This is a genomic window from Bordetella genomosp. 4 (assembly GCF_002261185.1).
In the GTDB taxonomy this organism is placed as follows: Bacteria; Pseudomonadota; Gammaproteobacteria; order Burkholderiales; family Burkholderiaceae_B; genus Bordetella_A.
Window position 1 is genome coordinate 262,250 of record NZ_NEVQ01000001.1, and the last position, 15,036, is coordinate 277,285.

Genomic DNA, 15,036 nt, shown 5'->3' on the forward strand with positions numbered 1-15,036 from the left:
CGGCTTGGTGTGACGCATGCCCCTGGCAGGATAGGGGCGTGCGTCATCGTCCGGGCGGTGGGCGTATGGCGTGGGCAGCCGTCGAGGCCGCATTGCCGCGATAGCTTCGGGCGGCCCGCGTCGATTTAGACCGGGTTGTCGATGTCGATGAATTCGACGCGAATGCCGAAGTGTTTTGCCACGGCTTCACCCAATGCCTGGGCGCCATAGCGTTCTGTGGCATGGTGGCCGGCGCCGATAAACCCTGTGCCGGTTTCGCGCGCCAAGTGATAGGTGGGTTCTGAAGCTTCGCCTGTGATGTAGGCATCCGCGCCGGCATCGATGGCATCGGCCAGCATGCTTTGTGCGCCGCCCGTGCACCATGCGACGCGGCGCAGCGGCTGGTCGGGATCGCCGATGAGCAGGGGCTGGCGCCCCAGGCGTTGTTGCACGCGCGCTGCCAATGCTCCCAGTGTGCCCAGGTCTGGCGCATTGCCGAGCCAGATCAGGTCGCCGTGGCCACAAGTAACGGGAGCTCCTGTGTCGTCGCGTTCGGGCGTCAATCCCAGTACACGCGCCAGTTGAGCGTTGTTGCCCCATTCAGGGTGGGCATCTAACGGCAAGTGGTACGCGAACAGGTTGAGATCGTGCGCCAGCATGAGTGCCAACCGGGTGCGGCGAGTACCGCGTACGCGAGGGTCTTCGTTTTTCCAGAACCAACCATGGTGCACGAGGACCGCATCTGCGTTTCGTTCGATGGCAGCGCGTATGAGCGCCTCAGAGGCGGTAACTCCGGTGATAATGTGGCCTACGCGCGGCTTGCCTTCGACTTGCAGGCCGTTGGGACAGTAATCTTTGAATCGCGGCGCTTGCAGCGTGGCATCCAGCCAGGCCGCCAGTTCGCGGGTGTCGATCGTTTTCATTGCCCTACCTTGTCAGGATTATGCGTCGCTATTGGCTGATATTTGCTCAGGCCGTCACGGTGTGTCTGGCCATTTTATTCGTCGTGACTACGTTGCGGCCCGATTGGCTGCGTCTGTCGGCGCCTGCACCAGCCTCCGATGCTGCGAGACCAAGCGCACCTGCCGCGCCTGTCAGTGGTGCAGGTGTACCTGCCGTCATTGAGCCTGGTGTCTCGTCATACTCCTATGCCGTGTCGCGCGCGACGCCGGCTGTGGTGAACGTGTACACCAGCAAGCATGTGAATATACCGGTCGTGCCATTGCCCGAGGATCCGATTCTGCGTCAGTTGTTTGGCCAGGTGCCGGGCTTGAGTCGCCGTCAGGCGTCCACGAGCCTGGGATCCGGCGTGATTGTGAGCAGCGAAGGCTATGTGCTGACGAACTATCACGTGGTCGAGGCAGCCGATGCGATCGAAGTGGCGCTGGCCGATGGCCGCGCCGGGACCGCGAAGGTCGTGGGAGCTGACCCGGATACCGATCTGGCTGTGTTGAAACTGGCTGACAACTTGCGGCCGCTGCCGGTAGCGGTGTTGGCGACCGACCGCAGTCTGCATGTAGGCGACGTGGTGTTGGCGATTGGCAACCCGTTCGGGGTGGGACAGACCACGACGCAGGGCATTGTGTCGGCATTGGGCCGTAATGGCCTGGGCATCAATACATACGAGAATTTCATCCAGACCGATGCTGCGATCAACCCTGGCAACTCTGGCGGTGCGCTGATCGATACACAAGGCAATCTGGTGGGGATCAATGCAGCGATTTATTCCGAGACGGGCGGGTCTCTGGGAATCGGATTTGCGATTCCTGTCGATACGGCGCGCAAGATCATGGAAGAAATCATCAAGACGGGCGCGGTACGGCGGGGCTGGCTGGGAATCGAGCCGCAAGACATCACTCCCGATTTGGCACGCGCCTTCAGTCTGCCGGCCAATACCAAGGGTGTGGTGATTGCCGGGGTGATTCGTGATGGTCCTGCAGGCAAAAGCGGGCTGCGTGTCGGCGATATCGTTCAGACGGTGGATGATGCCGAGGTGCAGGATACGATGACGCTGCTGCGCTTGATCGCAGCATTACCGCCTGGAGAAAAGGCCACGCTGGGCGTGATGCGCGGCGGCAAGTTGCGCGATATGTCTGTGACTATCGGGACGCGGCCAACACAACCCCGCTGAATCGGAAGAGTGGGCAGGCCGGCGTCCCCATACGGCATCCGGGCTGCGCGAGAAATCGGATCCGCGTTCAGCAGATGCCCGGTGTTCCGAGCTGGGCATAAACGATACTGCCCCCAGGACGGATGCGAATCCAACGTCTGGGGGCAGTGTTATTGGGGCGTCTAGGTACGGTTACCGTTGTTCGGTGAGGCTGCCTGTATCGTCTGAATCGGTGTCTTTGCTGGTGGGTGTGACCATGCGCGCGACGATCAGGCCGACCTCGTACAGCAGGCACAGCGGGACGGCCAGCATGAACTGACTGACGACGTCGGGCGGGGTGACGACTGCAGCAATGACAAAAGCCCCGACGACGACGTAGCCGCGCGCGCTGCGCAGTTTGCTCAATTCGACAATGCCGGTCTTGACCAGTAAGACCACGGCAACCGGGACTTCGAACGTGATGCCGAATGCCATGAACATCGTCATGACGAAGCTGAGATAGGCTTCGATATCCGGCGCAGGCGTGATGGATTGCGGCGCGAAGGTCGCAATGAAATGAAAGACCGTACGAAACACGAAGAAATAGCAAAAGGCCATGCCCAACATGAACAGCAGCGTGCTGGATACGATGAGCGGCAGGGCCAGGCGTTTTTCGTGACGATAGAGGCCGGGCGCGACAAAGGCCCAGGCCTGATACAGCACGACCGGCAACGAAATGACAAAGGCCGCCATCAAGGTGACCTTGACTGGCACCATGAACGGCGTGATGACGCCCGTGGCGATCATGCGTGTGCCTTCGGGCAGCGAAGACAGCATGGGTTGTGCCAAGACGTCGTAAATGACGGAGGCGCCCGGATAGAGAAACAGCACTACGAAAACGCCGATCACGGTGATGGCGGCCTTCATGAGGCGGCTGCGTAGCTCGACCAGGTGCGAGATAAAGGTTTCTTGCGGCTGATCCTGGTCCAGCTCGTCGTGCTTGGCGGTCTGAGTCACGGCGTGGTCGAGGTTTTCGGTTGGGGGGCGGTCGCCGGGTCAGCGGAGACGGCTGCAGTATCGGTGGCGGCCGGTGTCGGCGTGCTGGCCGCTGCCGTGTCGGTCGCGGCCGGCTGGGCGGTATCTAGCGCAGGAGTGCCCGCCGCCGTTGGGCGGTCAGCACTGCCAGCGGGAGTTTCGACTTCTTTTTTCAGGTTCGAGATGCTCTGCGTAGCCTCGCGGGCAGTATCGTTCAGATTGGTGCGCAACGAGTTTTCGGTCTCTCGCAGCGAGGTTTTTACGCTGCTCGCAGCATCGTCCATTTCGCTTTTGAACTTGCGCAATTCGTCCAGCTCGATCTCGCGTTGGATATCGCTTTTGACGTCATTGACGTAGCGTTGGGCACGGCCGAGCAAATGTCCGACGGTGCGTGCCACTTTGGGCAGCCGTTCCGGCCCGATGACAATCAGCGCAATGACGCCAATCACCATCAGCTCAGTGAAACTGACATCAAACATGCGACATCTGCTCGCTTAAACAAAGGGACAAGGACAACGTGGCAAGGCAACGCCCGCGGGCGTTGCCTGAGGGGGTTACACCCTAGCCACGCGGATCAGGAGTTGTTGGTCTTTTCTTTGGCCTGGACGTCGATGGTGTCGTCGGCGACTTTCTGCTGCGAGACCTGTTCGGGCTTCGTATCGCTGTTGGCTTCTTTCATGCCTTCCTTGAAGCCCTTGACGGCGCCGCCAAGGTCTCCGCCGATATTGCGCAGTTTCTTGGTGCCGAATACGAGTGCCACGATGACCAGGACGATCAACCAATGCCAGATGCTAAAGCTACCCATGATGACGGTTCTCCGGGGTTATGCGTTGGGAGCCACGCGCCCTTTCCAGGGACGCTGACCGCCGATGATATGGAAATGCAAATGCGGTACTTCCTGGCCGCCGTCGATGCCGGCGTTGGCAACGAGACGGAATCCCCCATCGGGGCCCGGTCGGCAGCCATTTTCCGCTGCTAGGCGGGATGCCAATACTGTCATTTTACCTAACCAGCCCGCATCGTCTGCGCTGACGTCCTGCAGCGAGACAATGTGTCGACGCGGGATGAGCAGCAGATGGACGGGTGCGGCTGGATTGATGTCGTGAAACGCAACGAATTCCTCATCTTCGTAAACGATTTTTGAGGGAATTTCGCCGCGGGCGATTTTGCAGAAGATACAGTTGTCGCTCATGGTTGTTCCGTACTCAAGACGCGGGGCGCCGTGCTTTTTCTTCGAGGCCCGAGAGGCCCTCCCGTCGTGCCAGCTCGGCCAACACGTCTTCGGGGCGCAGATTGTAGTGAGTCAACGTGACGAGACAATGAAACCACAGATCGGCGGTCTCGCTGATGATGCGGTCTGGCACGCCGTCTTTGGCCGCCATGACGAGCTCGGTGGCTTCCTCGCCGATTTTCTTCAAAAAGGCATCGGGGCCTTTGGCCAGCAGTTTGGCGACATACGACGATTGTGGATCGCCGCCGTTTTCGGGGCGGCGGGTCTCCAGGGTGTCGGCGATACGCGCGAGCGTGTCGGCGCCGGATAAGGACTGGCTCATTTGTAAATGTGTTCCGGGTCTTTCAGGACGGGGTCGACAGTCACCCAGGAGGCGCTGTCGGCCGGGCCCTCGAGGTGGCGGAAAAAACAGCTGGCCCGCCCGGTATGGCAGGCGATACCGCCTTCTTGGTGCACCTTGAGCAGGATGACATCGCCGTCGCAGTCCAGGCGCAGATCGTGCACGGTCTGTGTATGGCCGGATTCTTCGCCTTTGCGCCAGAGGCGTTGGCGAGAACGAGACCAATAGACGGCGCGCCCCGTGGCGGCAGTTTCGGCCAGGGACTCGCGGTTCATCCAGGCCACCATCAGGATTTGGCCGTTTTCGGCGTCTTGAGCGATGGCGGGAATCAGGCCGTTGTCGTCAAAAACAACTTCGGCCATCCAGGCGGGATCGGTATTCATGGGTACAGTCTAATCCAGTCTGACGGCGATGCCTTGGTTGGCCATGAATGTCTTGCATTCGCGCACCGTGTGTTGGCCAAAGTGGAAAATGCTGGCTGCGAGCACCGCACTGGCTCGCCCTGCGGTGACGCCGTCGGCCAAGTGCTGCAGGCTCCCTACTCCGCCCGACGCGATGACGGGCACCGGCACGGCGTCCGACACGGCCCGCGTCAGTTCGATATCAAAGCCCGATTTCGTGCCGTCGCGGTCCATGCTGGTCAACAGGATTTCGCCTGCGCCATAGGCCGCCATCTGCCGTGCCCATTGCACGGCATCCAGGCCGGTCGGCTTGCGGCCACCGTGGGTGAAGACTTCCCAACGGGCGGGCTCGCCGGCAGCGGAGACCCGGCGCGCATCGATCGCGACCACAATGCACTGCGAGCCGTGATAGCTGGCCGCGGCCCGTACCAATTCGGGATTGGCCACCGCCGCACTATTGATGCTGATCTTGTCGGCACCTGCATTGAGCAGGCGCTGCACATCGGAGACCTGACGTACGCCGCCGCCGACGGTCAGCGGAATGAATACCTGCGAGGCGACCTGTTCGATGATGGGCAAAATCAGATCACGATCATCGCTGGTGGCGGTGATGTCCAGGAACGTGAGCTCGTCGGCGCCCTGCTCGTCGTAACGGCGGGCGATTTCAACCGGGTCGCCAGCATCGGTCAGATTGACGAAATTGACGCCTTTGACGACGCGTCCCGCCGTGACATCCAGGCAGGGAATGATGCGGCGGGTCAGCGCACCCGACGGTCCGGCAGCATTCGAGGACGCCGCCGGGCTGATGGCTGTCGTGGCGGTGGACGTGTTCATGGGTTGAGTTCGTCGGCGCGGGCTTGGGCAGCTTGAAAATCAAGCGTGCCTTCGTAGATGCTGCGGCCCAGAATGGCACCCTCGACGCCTTCATCTTCGACGGCGCACAGGGCTTCGATGTCTTTCATGTCGGCAATGCCGCCCGAGGCGAACACGGGAATGCGGACGTGCTGCGCGAGCTTGACCGTGGCATCAACGTTGACGCCCGAGAGCATGCCGTCGCGGCTGATGTCGGTGTAGATGATGGATTCGCAGCCGTAGTCTTCGAACTTTTTGGCCAGGTCCAGCACGTCGTGGCGGGTGAGCTTGCTCCAGCCGTCGGTGGCGATCTTGCCATCGCGAGCATCCAGGCCCACGATGATCTGGCCGGGGAAGGCGCCGCAGGCGTCTTGCAGGAATCCCGGATTCTTCACGGCAGCCGTGCCGATGATGACGTACGAGATACCGGCATCCAGATAAGACTCGATGGTGTCGAGATCACGGATACCACCGCCGATCTGCACGGGAATTTCATCGCCCACAGCGTCCAGGATGGCTTTGATGGGGGCGTCGTTCTTGGGTTTGCCTGCGACGGCACCGTTCAGATCGACCAAGTGCAGGCGGCGTGCGCCCAGGTCGAGCCAGTGCGTCGCCATGGCGGCGGGTTCTTCGGAGAATACCGTTGCCTCGTCGAGGTCTCCCTGGCGCAGGCGGACGCAGCGCCCGTCTTTGAGATCGATGGCGGGGATCAGCAGCATGGTGAATAGCGAGCGTTGAAAAAGAGGGTTGAAAAAGGTCCGGCCCGAGGCTCGTACGGGAGTTATGGGTTCCAGTCTACAAAATTGCGGTACAAGCGCAAACCGTGCGCCGCACTTTTCTCGGGGTGAAATTGCACCGCGAAAATGTTAGCGGCCGCGACAGCGCACGTAAACTTGCCGCCATAGTCGGTTTCCCCGATAGTCAGCGCGGGATCGGCAGGCGCGGCATAGTAGCTGTGTACAAAATAAAAATGCGTGAGGTCCGGAATCCCGTCCCACAAAGCATGGGAGCGCGTTTGGCGGACTTGGTTCCACCCCATGTGAGGAACTTTCAGGCGCTCATCGCCCGTACTGGATGGGGTGCCATCCGCAAACTGGTCGCCCGAGAATCGGCGCACGGTGCCGGGGAACACGCCCAGACAAGGGGTGTTGCCCTCTTCGCTCGTCTCGAACAGCATTTGTTCGCCTACGCATACGCCCAACAGCGGTTTGGCGCGAGCAGCGCGTACGACGGCGTCGCGCAGCCCCGATTCGTTCAAGGTACGCATGCAGTCGGCCATGGCGCCCTGGCCGGGAAATACGACGCGATCGGCCGCATCAATATCGGCGGCACGGTTGCAGATGCGGATGTCGGCATCGGGCGCGGCGTAGCGCAGCGCGCGCGCCACGGAATGGAAATTGCCCATTCCATAATCGACGATGGCAATGGTGGTCACTGAATTCTGCCTGGGGTGGAGTTACAGCACGCCTTTGGTGGACGGCACGACATCGCCCATGCGCGGATCGACTTCCAGTGCCATGCGCAGCGAGCGGCCGAATGCCTTGAAGACGGTCTCGCACTGATGATGGGCATTGAAGCCGCGCAGATTGTCGATATGCAGCGTGGTCAACGCATGATTGACGAATCCCTGGAAGAATTCGCGGGTCAGGTCCACGTCAAAATTACCGATGCGCGCGCGCGTAAACGGGATGTGATATTCCAGGCCCGGCCGACCAGAAAAGTCGATGACCACACGCGACAGGGCCTCGTCCAGCGGCACATAGGCATGTCCATAGCGGCGCAGGCCGGCCTTGTTGCCGACGGCCTTGGCGACGGCCATACCCAACGTGATGCCGACGTCTTCGACGGTGTGGTGCGCGTCGATGTGCAGATCACCCTCGGCCTTGATGTCCAGGTCGATCAGGCCATGCCGGGCAATTTGATCCAGCATGTGGTCCAGAAACGGAACGCCTGTGTCCAGGTTTTGCTTGCCGGTGCCGTCGAGATTGACGGACACGCGGATGCGCGTTTCGTTGGTGTTGCGGGTGATATCGGCGGTACGCATAAAAAGAGGGGCGAGCCTAATGGGAACGGAGAATGTCTTGTAGAGCGGATAGCAGTGCGGTGTTTTCGGCGGGCGTGCCTATCGAGATTCGCAGGCAGTTGGCCAGCAACGGGTGCGCGCTGGATACGTTCTTTACCAGTATTTTGCGCGTTTTCAGCGCAAGATGCACAGTGTTACCGTCGAACTCGCCGGAAAAGCGGGCGAGAATGAAGTTTCCAGCGCTCGGAAACACGGTGACGTCCGGCAAATCGGCCAGCGCCCGGGCCAGCGGTTCACGATCGGCGCGCAGTTGCGCTGCCTGTTGGTCGAGAACGGATTTGTGGCGTAATACCACGCGCAACGCGGCTTGCGTCAGAACGTTGAGGTTGTACGGCGGACGGACCTTGTCGAACTGTGCGATCCAGTCGGGATGGCCGGACAGGTAACCGAAGCGTAGCCCCGCCAGGCCGATCTTGGAGACGGTACGCAGGATCACGGCATGGGGCAGCGTCGGCAGGCGCGTCATCCACGTATGGTCGGCAAAGGGCTGATAGGCCTCATCCAGGACGACCAGTCCGGGCGCGGTATCGATGATGGCCTGTACGGCCTCGTCGGGCCACAGTCCCCCCGTGGGGTTATTGGGCAAGGCTAAAAAGACCACCTTGGGACGATGCTGAGCGATAGCCTGCAACATCGCGGGCAAATCCAACTGCAGATCCGCAGTCAGCGGTACGCCGACGAAACGCGCATGATCGAAGCGCGCCGCCATGTCGAAATAGACAAACGACGGCCAAGGCGACAGCACGGTGTCGCCGGGTTCGCAACAGGCTTGAACGATTAGGTGGATGAGTTCGTCGGACCCGTTGCCAAACAACACGCCGGACTCGGCAGGAATGCCGAACGCCTTGCGTACGTCATGAGCGAGTTCGGTAGTGTCGCCGGCCGGATAGCGATTGAGCGCCGTATCGTGGACGGCGCGAGCGATGTCCTCGCGTACCGCATCCGGCAGCTCATACGGGCATTCCATGGCGTCGAGTTTGATACCGCCCGCGGCAGGCGGCACTGGATAGGCGCTCAACGCCCGAATATCCGCTCGAACCGTACCGGCGATGCGGTCGGCCGCGGTGCGCGACGTCATGGCTTGTCCAGCCGGTATTGCGCGCTGGCTGCGTGAGCTTGCAGACCCTCGCCCAGCGCGAGTTCGGCGGCAATGCGGCCCAGTGTCTGAGCGCCTTGATGGGATACCTGAATCAAGCTGGAGCGTTTTTGGAAATCGTACACGCCCAGCGGCGAAGAAAACCGCGCGGTGCGGGACGTGGGCAGTACGTGGTTGGGGCCGGCACAATAGTCGCCCAGCGATTCGGAGCTGAAACGACCCATAAAGATGGCGCCAGCATGCCGGATGCGCGCAGTCCAGTGCTCAGGTTGCTCTGTCGAGATTTCCAAGTGCTCGGGAGCGATGTCGTTCGCGATGGCACAGGCCTCGTCCAGATCCTGCACCAAAATCAACGCGCCGCGATTGGCAAGGCTCACGCGCAGAATGTCGGCGCGCGGCATCGTGGGCAACAGACGCTCGATGGCGGCCTCGACCTCGTTGATGAAGGCGGCATCGGGGCACAAGAGAATGGATTGCGCCAATTCGTCGTGCTCGGCCTGCGAGAACAGGTCCATGGCGATCCAGTCGGCCGGGGTATTGCCGTCACAGATGACCAGAATCTCGCTGGGGCCTGCGATCATGTCGATGCCCACGGTGCCGAATACGCGGCGCTTGGCGGCCGCAACATAGGCGTTGCCCGGACCGACGATCTTGTCCACTGCCGGCACGGTCGCCGTGCCGTAGGCCAATGCGCCGATAGCTTGGGCGCCGCCGATGGCGAATGCGCGATCCACACCTGCGATAGCCGCCGCTGCCAAGACGATCGGATTGCGTACGCCGTCAGGTGTGGGCGTGACCATGATCAACTCGGGAACGCCCGCCACTTTGGCGGGGATCGCGTTCATCAGGACCGACGAAGGATAGGCAGCCTTGCCGCCCGGCACGTACAAGCCCACGCGGTCCAGCGGGGTGATCTGCTGGCCCAGCAAGGTGCCCTCGGCGTCGGTGTAGGTCCAGGTCTCGCCACGCTGGTGTTCGTGGTAGGCGCGCACGCGATCGGCGGCCGTTTCCAGCGCATTACGTTGAGCGGCTGGCAAAGCCGCCAATGCGGCATGCCAGTCGGCCTTGGGAATTTCGAGAGCGTCGGCCGACGACACGGCAACGCGATCAAAGCGCTGGGTATATTCCAGCAGCGCCGTATCGCCCCGATGGCGTACGTCCGCCAGAATGCCGGCCGCGGCGCGGTCGATGGATTCGTCTTCGGTGGCTTCGAAAGCCAGCAGTTTGGACAGCGCGGCAGCAAAATCCGGCTGACGGGAATCGAGGCGATTGATCAGGGCCATGGCGTCATGGTGAAGCAAAGAGACCCCCGGTGGCGCCATATATCAGGGCGGCCGCCGGAGCAGGTAAAGACATAGTGTAGCGGGCGCAGGCCTTGTCAGGCCGCGGCGCCGGCATTTGCCGCCCGTTGGAACGCGTCCAGCAGGGGCTGCAGCCGCGCGCCGCGCGTCTTGAGCGAGGCCTGATTGACGATCAGGCGCGACGAGATGGCCATGATGTCCTCTACGGCGACCAGGTCATTGGCGCGCAGCGTACCGCCCGAGGACACCAGGTCGACGATGCAGTCGGCCAGTCCGACCAGCGGGGCGAGCTCCATCGAACCATAGAGCTTGATGATGTCGACGTAGACGCCCTTGGCCGCGAAGTGCTCGCGTGCCGATTGCACGTATTTGGTGGCTACGCGCAGGCGTGCGCCTTGGTGGACAGCGGCTTCGTAGTCGAATCCGTTTCGCACCGCGACGCACAACCGGCATTTGGCGATGTTCAGGTCGATGGGCTGGTAGAGGCCGCCAGGATGCTGGGCTGCGTGCTCGATCAGCACGTCTTTACCGGCGATGCCGAGATCGGCAGCGCCGTACTGGACGTAGGTGGGAACGTCGGATGCACGAACAATGATCAGGCGCAGGCCGGGGTCGCTGGTAGGCAGAATCAGTTTGCGCGAGCTTTCCGGATTTTCGGGGACCTCGATACCGGCCTCAGCCAGCAGCGGCAGTGTTTCTTCGAAAATGCGGCCCTTGGATAGCGCCAGGGTGATGGGAGCGTTGGCGACTGGGCTCATAGGGCTTCCTTGCCGCTTAAGCGCTGAATGTCAGCGCCCAGCGCGCGTAGTTTGACTTCCATGCGGTCGTAGCCGCGATCCAGATGGTAAATACGATCGACGGTGGTTTGCCCTTCGGCCGCCAGGCCGGCGATAACCAGGCTGGCCGAGGCGCGCAGGTCGGTGGCCATGACCGTGGCGCCCGACAGGCGTTCGACGCCTCGCACTACGGCGGTGTGGCCGTCGATGTCGATGTCCGCGCCCATGCGGCGTAGCTCTTGTACGTGCATGTAGCGGTTTTCAAAGATGGTTTCCACGATCACCGAGGTGCCTTGCGCGATAGTGTCCAAGGCCATCAGTTGGGCTTGCATGTCGGTGGCAAAACCGGGGTATTCATGAGTGCGGAAGCCGACCGCGCGCGGCCGGCCGTGCATGGCGCCACGAATCCAGTCCGGGCCCGTTTCCAGCGTCAGGCCGGCTTCGGTGAGCTTGTCCAAGGTCGCGCCCATCATCTCCGGGGCGACGTTGCGCAGGACGATGTCGCCGCCCGCCGCACCGACCGCGCAGAGAAAGGTCCCGGCCTCGATCCGGTCGGGGCTGACACGATGCTCGGCGCCATGCAGGCTGTCCACGCCATCGATCACGATGCGGTCCGTACCATGGCCCTGGATACGCGCGCCCATTTTGATCAGCAGCTCGGCTAGATCGACCACTTCGGGTTCGCGGGCGGCATTTTCGAGAACGGTCTGGCCTTCGGCCAATACGGCGGCCATCAGCAGGTTTTCCGTGCCTGTGACGGTGACCATGTCCGTGAGAATGGACGCGCCTTTTAACCGTGGAGCTTTGGCGATGACGAAGCCGTGTTCGATGCGAATGTCGGCGCCCAATGCCGCCAGGCCCTTGATGTGCTGGTCGACCGGGCGTTGACCAATGCTGCATCCGCCCGGCAGGCTGACGCGGGCCTCGCCAAAGCGTGCAAGCAGCGGCCCGAGCACCAGGATCGAGGCGCGCATGGTCTTGACCAGGTCGTACGGAGCCTCCAGGTTGTCGACCTGGTCGGCCTGCAGAGTCACGATGCCATCGGCGCCGCGCTCGGCCTTGACCCCCATGCGGGCCAACAGGCGCAACATGGTGGACGTGTCATTCAGGGCCGGCACGTTGGCGAGCGAGACTGTGTCGGCCGTCAGCAAGCCTGCGCACAGAATGGGCAATGCCGCATTTTTGGCGCCAGAGACCGTGACCTCGCCGCGCAGGGGCGTGCCGCCGGTGATGCGTAACTTGTCCATTAGTTGCCCGCCTTGGTGTATTCGTCGGGTGTCAGGGTGCGCATGGATAGCGCGTGGATCTCGGCTTTCATGCGGTCGCCCAGTGCGGCGTAGACGAGCTGATGGCGTGCAATCAGGCGTTTGCCTTCGAATGCAGGGCTGACGATGACTGCGTCAAAATGCGAGCCATCGCCCTGCACATCCAGATGATCGCAAGGCAGCCCGTCGGCGATATATTGGCGAACCTGCTCGGGGGTAGGCAGCATGGCGTCAATTCCTGAGTTTGTAGCCGCTGGCCAAGAGCCGCAAGGCACAGATCACCAAGACGGCGAAGACCCCTGCCACGACGGCCAGGCTATGCCATGGCGAGACGTCCGATACGGAGAAGAACCCGTAGCGAAAGCCATCGATCGTATAAAAAATGGGGTTCCAGTGCGACACGGTTTGCCAGAACGGCGGCAGTGTGTGAATGGAGTAGAACACGCCGGACAGAAATGTGGCTGGCATGATCAGAAAGTTTTGGAATACAGCGAGCTGGTCGAATTTTTCGGACCATAGGCCGGCGATCAGGCCCAATGTGCCCATGATCCCGCAAGCCAGAATGGAGAACACGACGATCCACCCCGGGTGGGCCAAAGGCAACGATGTGAAGCAGATCGCCACCAGCCACACACAGGCGCCTACGGCTAAGCCACGCACAATCGCGGCCAGCAGATAGGCCGAGAAAATCTCGCGATGCGATAAAGGAGGCAGGAGCACAAACACCAGGTTGCCGGTGATACGGCTCTGGATCAACGACGATGACGGATTCGCGAAAGCATTTTGCAGCATGCTCATCATCATCAATCCCGGAATCAGGAATGCGGTGTACGGCACGGTGTTGTACACCATGACCCGCCCTTCCAGCACGTGAGCAAACACCAGCAGGTAGAGCAAGGCCGTGACGACGGGGGCGGCAATGGTCTGGAATGCTACTTTCCAGAAACGCAGGAGCTCTTTGCGCAACAGCGTGGGAAAGCCGGAGCCCGCATCCAGGCGAGGCTGCACCAATGGCTGTTCGGTCGGGGTCAGCGGCGGGGTCACGACAGGGCCTCTTCAGGTTCGAGTTCGGCCGACAGCGGGGTATCCTGATGCATGATGCGCACAAAGGCGTCTTCGAGGTCTACGCCGCCTACGCGCGCCAGCAAGGCCTGCGTAGTGTCCAGTGCCACAATGCGACCGCCTTTCAGCATGGCGATACGGCCACACAAGGCCTCGGCTTCTTCGAGGTAGTGCGTGGTCAGCATGATGGTGTGGCCGGCTTTGTTCAGCCGTGAGATGAATTCCCACAGGGTGCGGCGCAGGTCGACATCCACGCCCGCTGTGGGCTCGTCCAACACAATCACTGGCGGACGATGCACCAACGCTTGGGCGACGAGAACGCGTCGCTTCATACCGCCCGACAAGGCGCGCATATTGCTGTCGGCCTTGTCTGCCAACCCTAAATTGAACAGGATTTCGTCGATCCAGTCGTCATTTTTGCGCAAGCCAAAATAGCCCGACTGGATGCGCAGCGTTTCGCGTACGGTGAAAAACGGGTCGTAGACCAGCTCTTGCGGTACGACGCCTAGCGCGCGGCGGGCCATTTTATAGTCGGCGGAGACATCGTAGCCACAGACGCTGGCATTGCCGCTGGAGGCACGCGCCAAGCCGGCGAGAATGGAGATCAAGGTGGTTTTGCCGGCCCCATTGGGCCCCAGCAAGCCGAAAAACTCGCCGGGCTCGATGCGCAGGCTGACATCGTTCAGGGCCTGAAACCCCTGGCCGGGGGTACGTCCAAGCCATTTCTTCCAACCCGCCTGGCGTGGTGGATAAATCTTGGATACGTGTTCTAGACTGACTGCTGACATGGCGACGGCGAAGGCCCGGGAAAGAGCGAATCGCCCATTATAAATGGCGGCCCCGCCGGGAATGCTTTGTCCCGGTTGCCGCCTGGGTTTATTGGTTGCGCTGGTTTAGCGCCTTGATCAGCCCGTCAATGCCGGATTGCTCGATTTGTTGCGCGAATTGATTGCGATAGTTCTGGATCAGCCAGATGCCTTCGACGTTCATGTCGTAGATCCGCCAGCCTTGCTGGGGGTCCTTTTCGAGTCGATAGTCAACACCGACGGGCTGGCCGTTTGCCTGCGTGATCAGGCTGCGTACGACCACATCGTCGGCGTTGGGATCATCCCGGAATGGCAGCAGTTTGATGGACGTGTTTTGAGTCACACCGGTCAGGGCGCCGCTGTAGGTGCGGACCAGCGTGCCGCGAAAGGCGTTGGCCAAGGCGGTTTGTTGCTCGGGCGTGGCTTGGCGCCAGTAACGGCCAGCAGACAGCTGTGTGGTTTTGCGGAAATTGACGTACGGCAGGATGTAGGTGTCGACGACCTGGTTGATGTGGGCGAGATCGCCGGATTTGACCTTGGAATCGGCCTTGAGCACGTCCAGCGCCTCGTTGGCGGCATCCAGCACGAACTTGTCGGGCGCGCCGTGGGCATCGGGCTTGGCCTGAGCCACGGTAGCGGCCATCAGGCCGATGGTTGCGGCCAGGAATAGACGTTGCAGCAAGGAAAAAGCGGAAATTCGCATAAGAGCTCCTTTTGAGT

Annotated in this window: 20 protein-coding genes; 1 reads left to right on the forward strand and 19 read right to left on the reverse strand. The window is 61.5% G+C overall.

The annotated features are described in order from the left end of the window. Positions 1-125: 125 nt before the first annotated feature. Complete coding sequence (locus CAL20_RS01220) at positions 126-902, reverse strand: Nif3-like dinuclear metal center hexameric protein (RefSeq protein ID WP_094836987.1); 777 nt, start codon at positions 900-902, stop codon at positions 126-128. A gap of 20 nt (positions 903-922) precedes the next feature. On the opposite strand from CAL20_RS01220, the gene CAL20_RS01225 reads away from it, so the two are divergent. Beyond that, on the forward strand, positions 923-2,110 hold the full coding sequence (locus CAL20_RS01225; protein ID WP_094836988.1) for a S1C family serine protease: 1,188 nt from the start codon (positions 923-925) through the stop codon (positions 2,108-2,110). A gap of 171 nt (positions 2,111-2,281) precedes the next feature. Here the strand turns inward: CAL20_RS01225 and tatC are convergent, their stop codons facing one another. The 18 genes from tatC to CAL20_RS01315 all read right to left on the reverse strand — a co-directional run bounded on the left by tatC (position 2,282) and on the right by CAL20_RS01315 (position 15,019). Continuing rightward, entirely contained in the window at positions 2,282-3,085 is an 804-nt protein-coding gene (gene tatC / locus CAL20_RS01230) for a twin-arginine translocase subunit TatC (RefSeq protein WP_094824083.1), read from the reverse strand. After that, complete coding sequence (gene tatB / locus CAL20_RS01235) at positions 3,082-3,582, reverse strand: Sec-independent protein translocase protein TatB (RefSeq protein WP_094824084.1); 501 nt, start codon at positions 3,580-3,582, stop codon at positions 3,082-3,084. Before tatB ends, tatC begins: the two co-directional genes overlap by 4 nt. 95 nt (positions 3,583-3,677) lie before the next feature. Further along, positions 3,678-3,908 (reverse strand): Sec-independent protein translocase subunit TatA, encoded by a 231-nt coding sequence (gene tatA / locus CAL20_RS01240; protein ID WP_094824085.1) that lies wholly within the window; start codon positions 3,906-3,908, stop codon positions 3,678-3,680. A gap of 18 nt (positions 3,909-3,926) precedes the next feature. Then, on the reverse strand, positions 3,927-4,295 hold the full coding sequence (locus tag CAL20_RS01245) for a histidine triad nucleotide-binding protein (RefSeq protein ID WP_094824086.1): 369 nt from the start codon (positions 4,293-4,295) through the stop codon (positions 3,927-3,929). A 13-nt stretch (positions 4,296-4,308) separates the two neighbouring features. Next, a complete protein-coding gene (locus CAL20_RS01250) occupies positions 4,309-4,656 on the reverse strand; it encodes a phosphoribosyl-ATP diphosphatase (protein WP_094836989.1) in 348 nt (115 codons plus the stop codon). Further along, positions 4,653-5,057 (reverse strand): phosphoribosyl-AMP cyclohydrolase, encoded by a 405-nt coding sequence (gene hisI / locus CAL20_RS01255; protein ID WP_094836990.1) that lies wholly within the window; start codon positions 5,055-5,057, stop codon positions 4,653-4,655. The genes CAL20_RS01250 and hisI overlap by 4 nt, the downstream gene beginning before the upstream one ends. A gap of 9 nt (positions 5,058-5,066) precedes the next feature. Further along, positions 5,067-5,909: an imidazole glycerol phosphate synthase subunit HisF gene (gene hisF, locus CAL20_RS01260; RefSeq protein ID WP_254924450.1), complete on the reverse strand. Its 843-nt coding sequence runs from the start codon at positions 5,907-5,909 to the stop codon at positions 5,067-5,069. Then, complete coding sequence (gene hisA, locus CAL20_RS01265; RefSeq protein WP_094824089.1) at positions 5,906-6,646, reverse strand: 1-(5-phosphoribosyl)-5-[(5-phosphoribosylamino)methylideneamino]imidazole-4-carboxamide isomerase; 741 nt, start codon at positions 6,644-6,646, stop codon at positions 5,906-5,908. Before hisA ends, hisF begins: the two co-directional genes overlap by 4 nt. A 62-nt stretch (positions 6,647-6,708) precedes the next feature. Further along, complete coding sequence (gene hisH, locus CAL20_RS01270) at positions 6,709-7,362, reverse strand: imidazole glycerol phosphate synthase subunit HisH (RefSeq protein WP_094824090.1); 654 nt, start codon at positions 7,360-7,362, stop codon at positions 6,709-6,711. Between the two features lie 21 nt (positions 7,363-7,383). Next, complete coding sequence (gene hisB, locus CAL20_RS01275; protein ID WP_094836991.1) at positions 7,384-7,971, reverse strand: imidazoleglycerol-phosphate dehydratase HisB; 588 nt, start codon at positions 7,969-7,971, stop codon at positions 7,384-7,386. A gap of 16 nt (positions 7,972-7,987) precedes the next feature. Further along, positions 7,988-9,088: a histidinol-phosphate transaminase gene (gene hisC, locus CAL20_RS01280; RefSeq protein ID WP_094824092.1), complete on the reverse strand. Its 1,101-nt coding sequence runs from the start codon at positions 9,086-9,088 to the stop codon at positions 7,988-7,990. Next, complete coding sequence (gene hisD / locus CAL20_RS01285) at positions 9,085-10,389, reverse strand: histidinol dehydrogenase (protein WP_094836992.1); 1,305 nt, start codon at positions 10,387-10,389, stop codon at positions 9,085-9,087. Before hisD ends, hisC begins: the two co-directional genes overlap by 4 nt. 95 nt (positions 10,390-10,484) lie before the next feature. Continuing rightward, on the reverse strand, positions 10,485-11,165 hold the full coding sequence (gene hisG, locus CAL20_RS01290) for an ATP phosphoribosyltransferase (RefSeq protein ID WP_094824094.1): 681 nt from the start codon (positions 11,163-11,165) through the stop codon (positions 10,485-10,487). Then, the gene (gene murA / locus CAL20_RS01295) at positions 11,162-12,430 is read right to left on the reverse strand and encodes a UDP-N-acetylglucosamine 1-carboxyvinyltransferase (RefSeq protein ID WP_094824095.1); all 1,269 of its coding nucleotides are present in this window, start codon (positions 12,428-12,430) and stop codon (positions 11,162-11,164) included. Before murA ends, hisG begins: the two co-directional genes overlap by 4 nt. Continuing rightward, positions 12,430-12,675 (reverse strand): BolA family protein, encoded by a 246-nt coding sequence (locus CAL20_RS01300; RefSeq protein WP_094824096.1) that lies wholly within the window; start codon positions 12,673-12,675, stop codon positions 12,430-12,432. Before CAL20_RS01300 ends, murA begins: the two co-directional genes overlap by 1 nt. A 4-nt stretch (positions 12,676-12,679) precedes the next feature. Beyond that, positions 12,680-13,492 carry an ABC transporter permease gene (locus tag CAL20_RS01305; protein ID WP_094824097.1) on the reverse strand — a complete coding sequence of 271 codons (813 nt, stop codon included), beginning with the start codon at positions 13,490-13,492 and terminating at the stop codon, positions 12,680-12,682. Next, a complete protein-coding gene (locus CAL20_RS01310; RefSeq protein ID WP_094824098.1) occupies positions 13,489-14,298 on the reverse strand; it encodes an ABC transporter ATP-binding protein in 810 nt (269 codons plus the stop codon). The genes CAL20_RS01305 and CAL20_RS01310 overlap by 4 nt, the downstream gene beginning before the upstream one ends. Before the next feature lie 88 nt (positions 14,299-14,386). Then, entirely contained in the window at positions 14,387-15,019 is a 633-nt protein-coding gene (locus tag CAL20_RS01315) for an MlaC/ttg2D family ABC transporter substrate-binding protein (RefSeq protein WP_094824099.1), read from the reverse strand. Positions 15,020-15,036: the final 17 nt, after the last annotated feature.

Excerpts from the sequence above, each read along its gene's own strand:
- CAL20_RS01220 (WP_094836987.1), bottom strand. The coding sequence starts at position 902 with ATGAAAACGATCGACACCCGCGAACTGGCGGCCTGGCTGGATGCCACG.
- CAL20_RS01225 (WP_094836988.1), top strand. The coding sequence starts at position 923 with ATGCGTCGCTATTGGCTGATATTTGCTCAGGCCGTCACGGTGTGTCTG.
- tatB (WP_094824084.1), bottom strand. The coding sequence starts at position 3,582 with ATGTTTGATGTCAGTTTCACTGAGCTGATGGTGATTGGCGTCATTGCG.
- tatA (WP_094824085.1), bottom strand. The coding sequence starts at position 3,908 with ATGGGTAGCTTTAGCATCTGGCATTGGTTGATCGTCCTGGTCATCGTG.
- CAL20_RS01245 (WP_094824086.1), bottom strand. The coding sequence starts at position 4,295 with ATGAGCGACAACTGTATCTTCTGCAAAATCGCCCGCGGCGAAATTCCC.
- CAL20_RS01250 (WP_094836989.1), bottom strand. The coding sequence starts at position 4,656 with ATGAGCCAGTCCTTATCCGGCGCCGACACGCTCGCGCGTATCGCCGAC.
- hisI (WP_094836990.1), bottom strand. The coding sequence starts at position 5,057 with ATGAATACCGATCCCGCCTGGATGGCCGAAGTTGTTTTTGACGACAAC.
- hisF (WP_254924450.1), bottom strand. The coding sequence starts at position 5,909 with ATGAACACGTCCACCGCCACGACAGCCATCAGCCCGGCGGCGTCCTCG.
- hisA (WP_094824089.1), bottom strand. The coding sequence starts at position 6,646 with ATGCTGCTGATCCCCGCCATCGATCTCAAAGACGGGCGCTGCGTCCGC.
- hisB (WP_094836991.1), bottom strand. The coding sequence starts at position 7,971 with ATGCGTACCGCCGATATCACCCGCAACACCAACGAAACGCGCATCCGC.
- hisC (WP_094824092.1), bottom strand. The coding sequence starts at position 9,088 with ATGACGTCGCGCACCGCGGCCGACCGCATCGCCGGTACGGTTCGAGCG.
- hisD (WP_094836992.1), bottom strand. The coding sequence starts at position 10,389 with ATGGCCCTGATCAATCGCCTCGATTCCCGTCAGCCGGATTTTGCTGCC.
- hisG (WP_094824094.1), bottom strand. The coding sequence starts at position 11,165 with ATGAGCCCAGTCGCCAACGCTCCCATCACCCTGGCGCTATCCAAGGGC.
- murA (WP_094824095.1), bottom strand. The coding sequence starts at position 12,430 with ATGGACAAGTTACGCATCACCGGCGGCACGCCCCTGCGCGGCGAGGTC.
- CAL20_RS01300 (WP_094824096.1), bottom strand. The coding sequence starts at position 12,675 with ATGCTGCCTACCCCCGAGCAGGTTCGCCAATATATCGCCGACGGGCTG.
- CAL20_RS01310 (WP_094824098.1), bottom strand. The coding sequence starts at position 14,298 with ATGTCAGCAGTCAGTCTAGAACACGTATCCAAGATTTATCCACCACGC.
- CAL20_RS01315 (WP_094824099.1), bottom strand. The coding sequence starts at position 15,019 with ATGCGAATTTCCGCTTTTTCCTTGCTGCAACGTCTATTCCTGGCCGCA.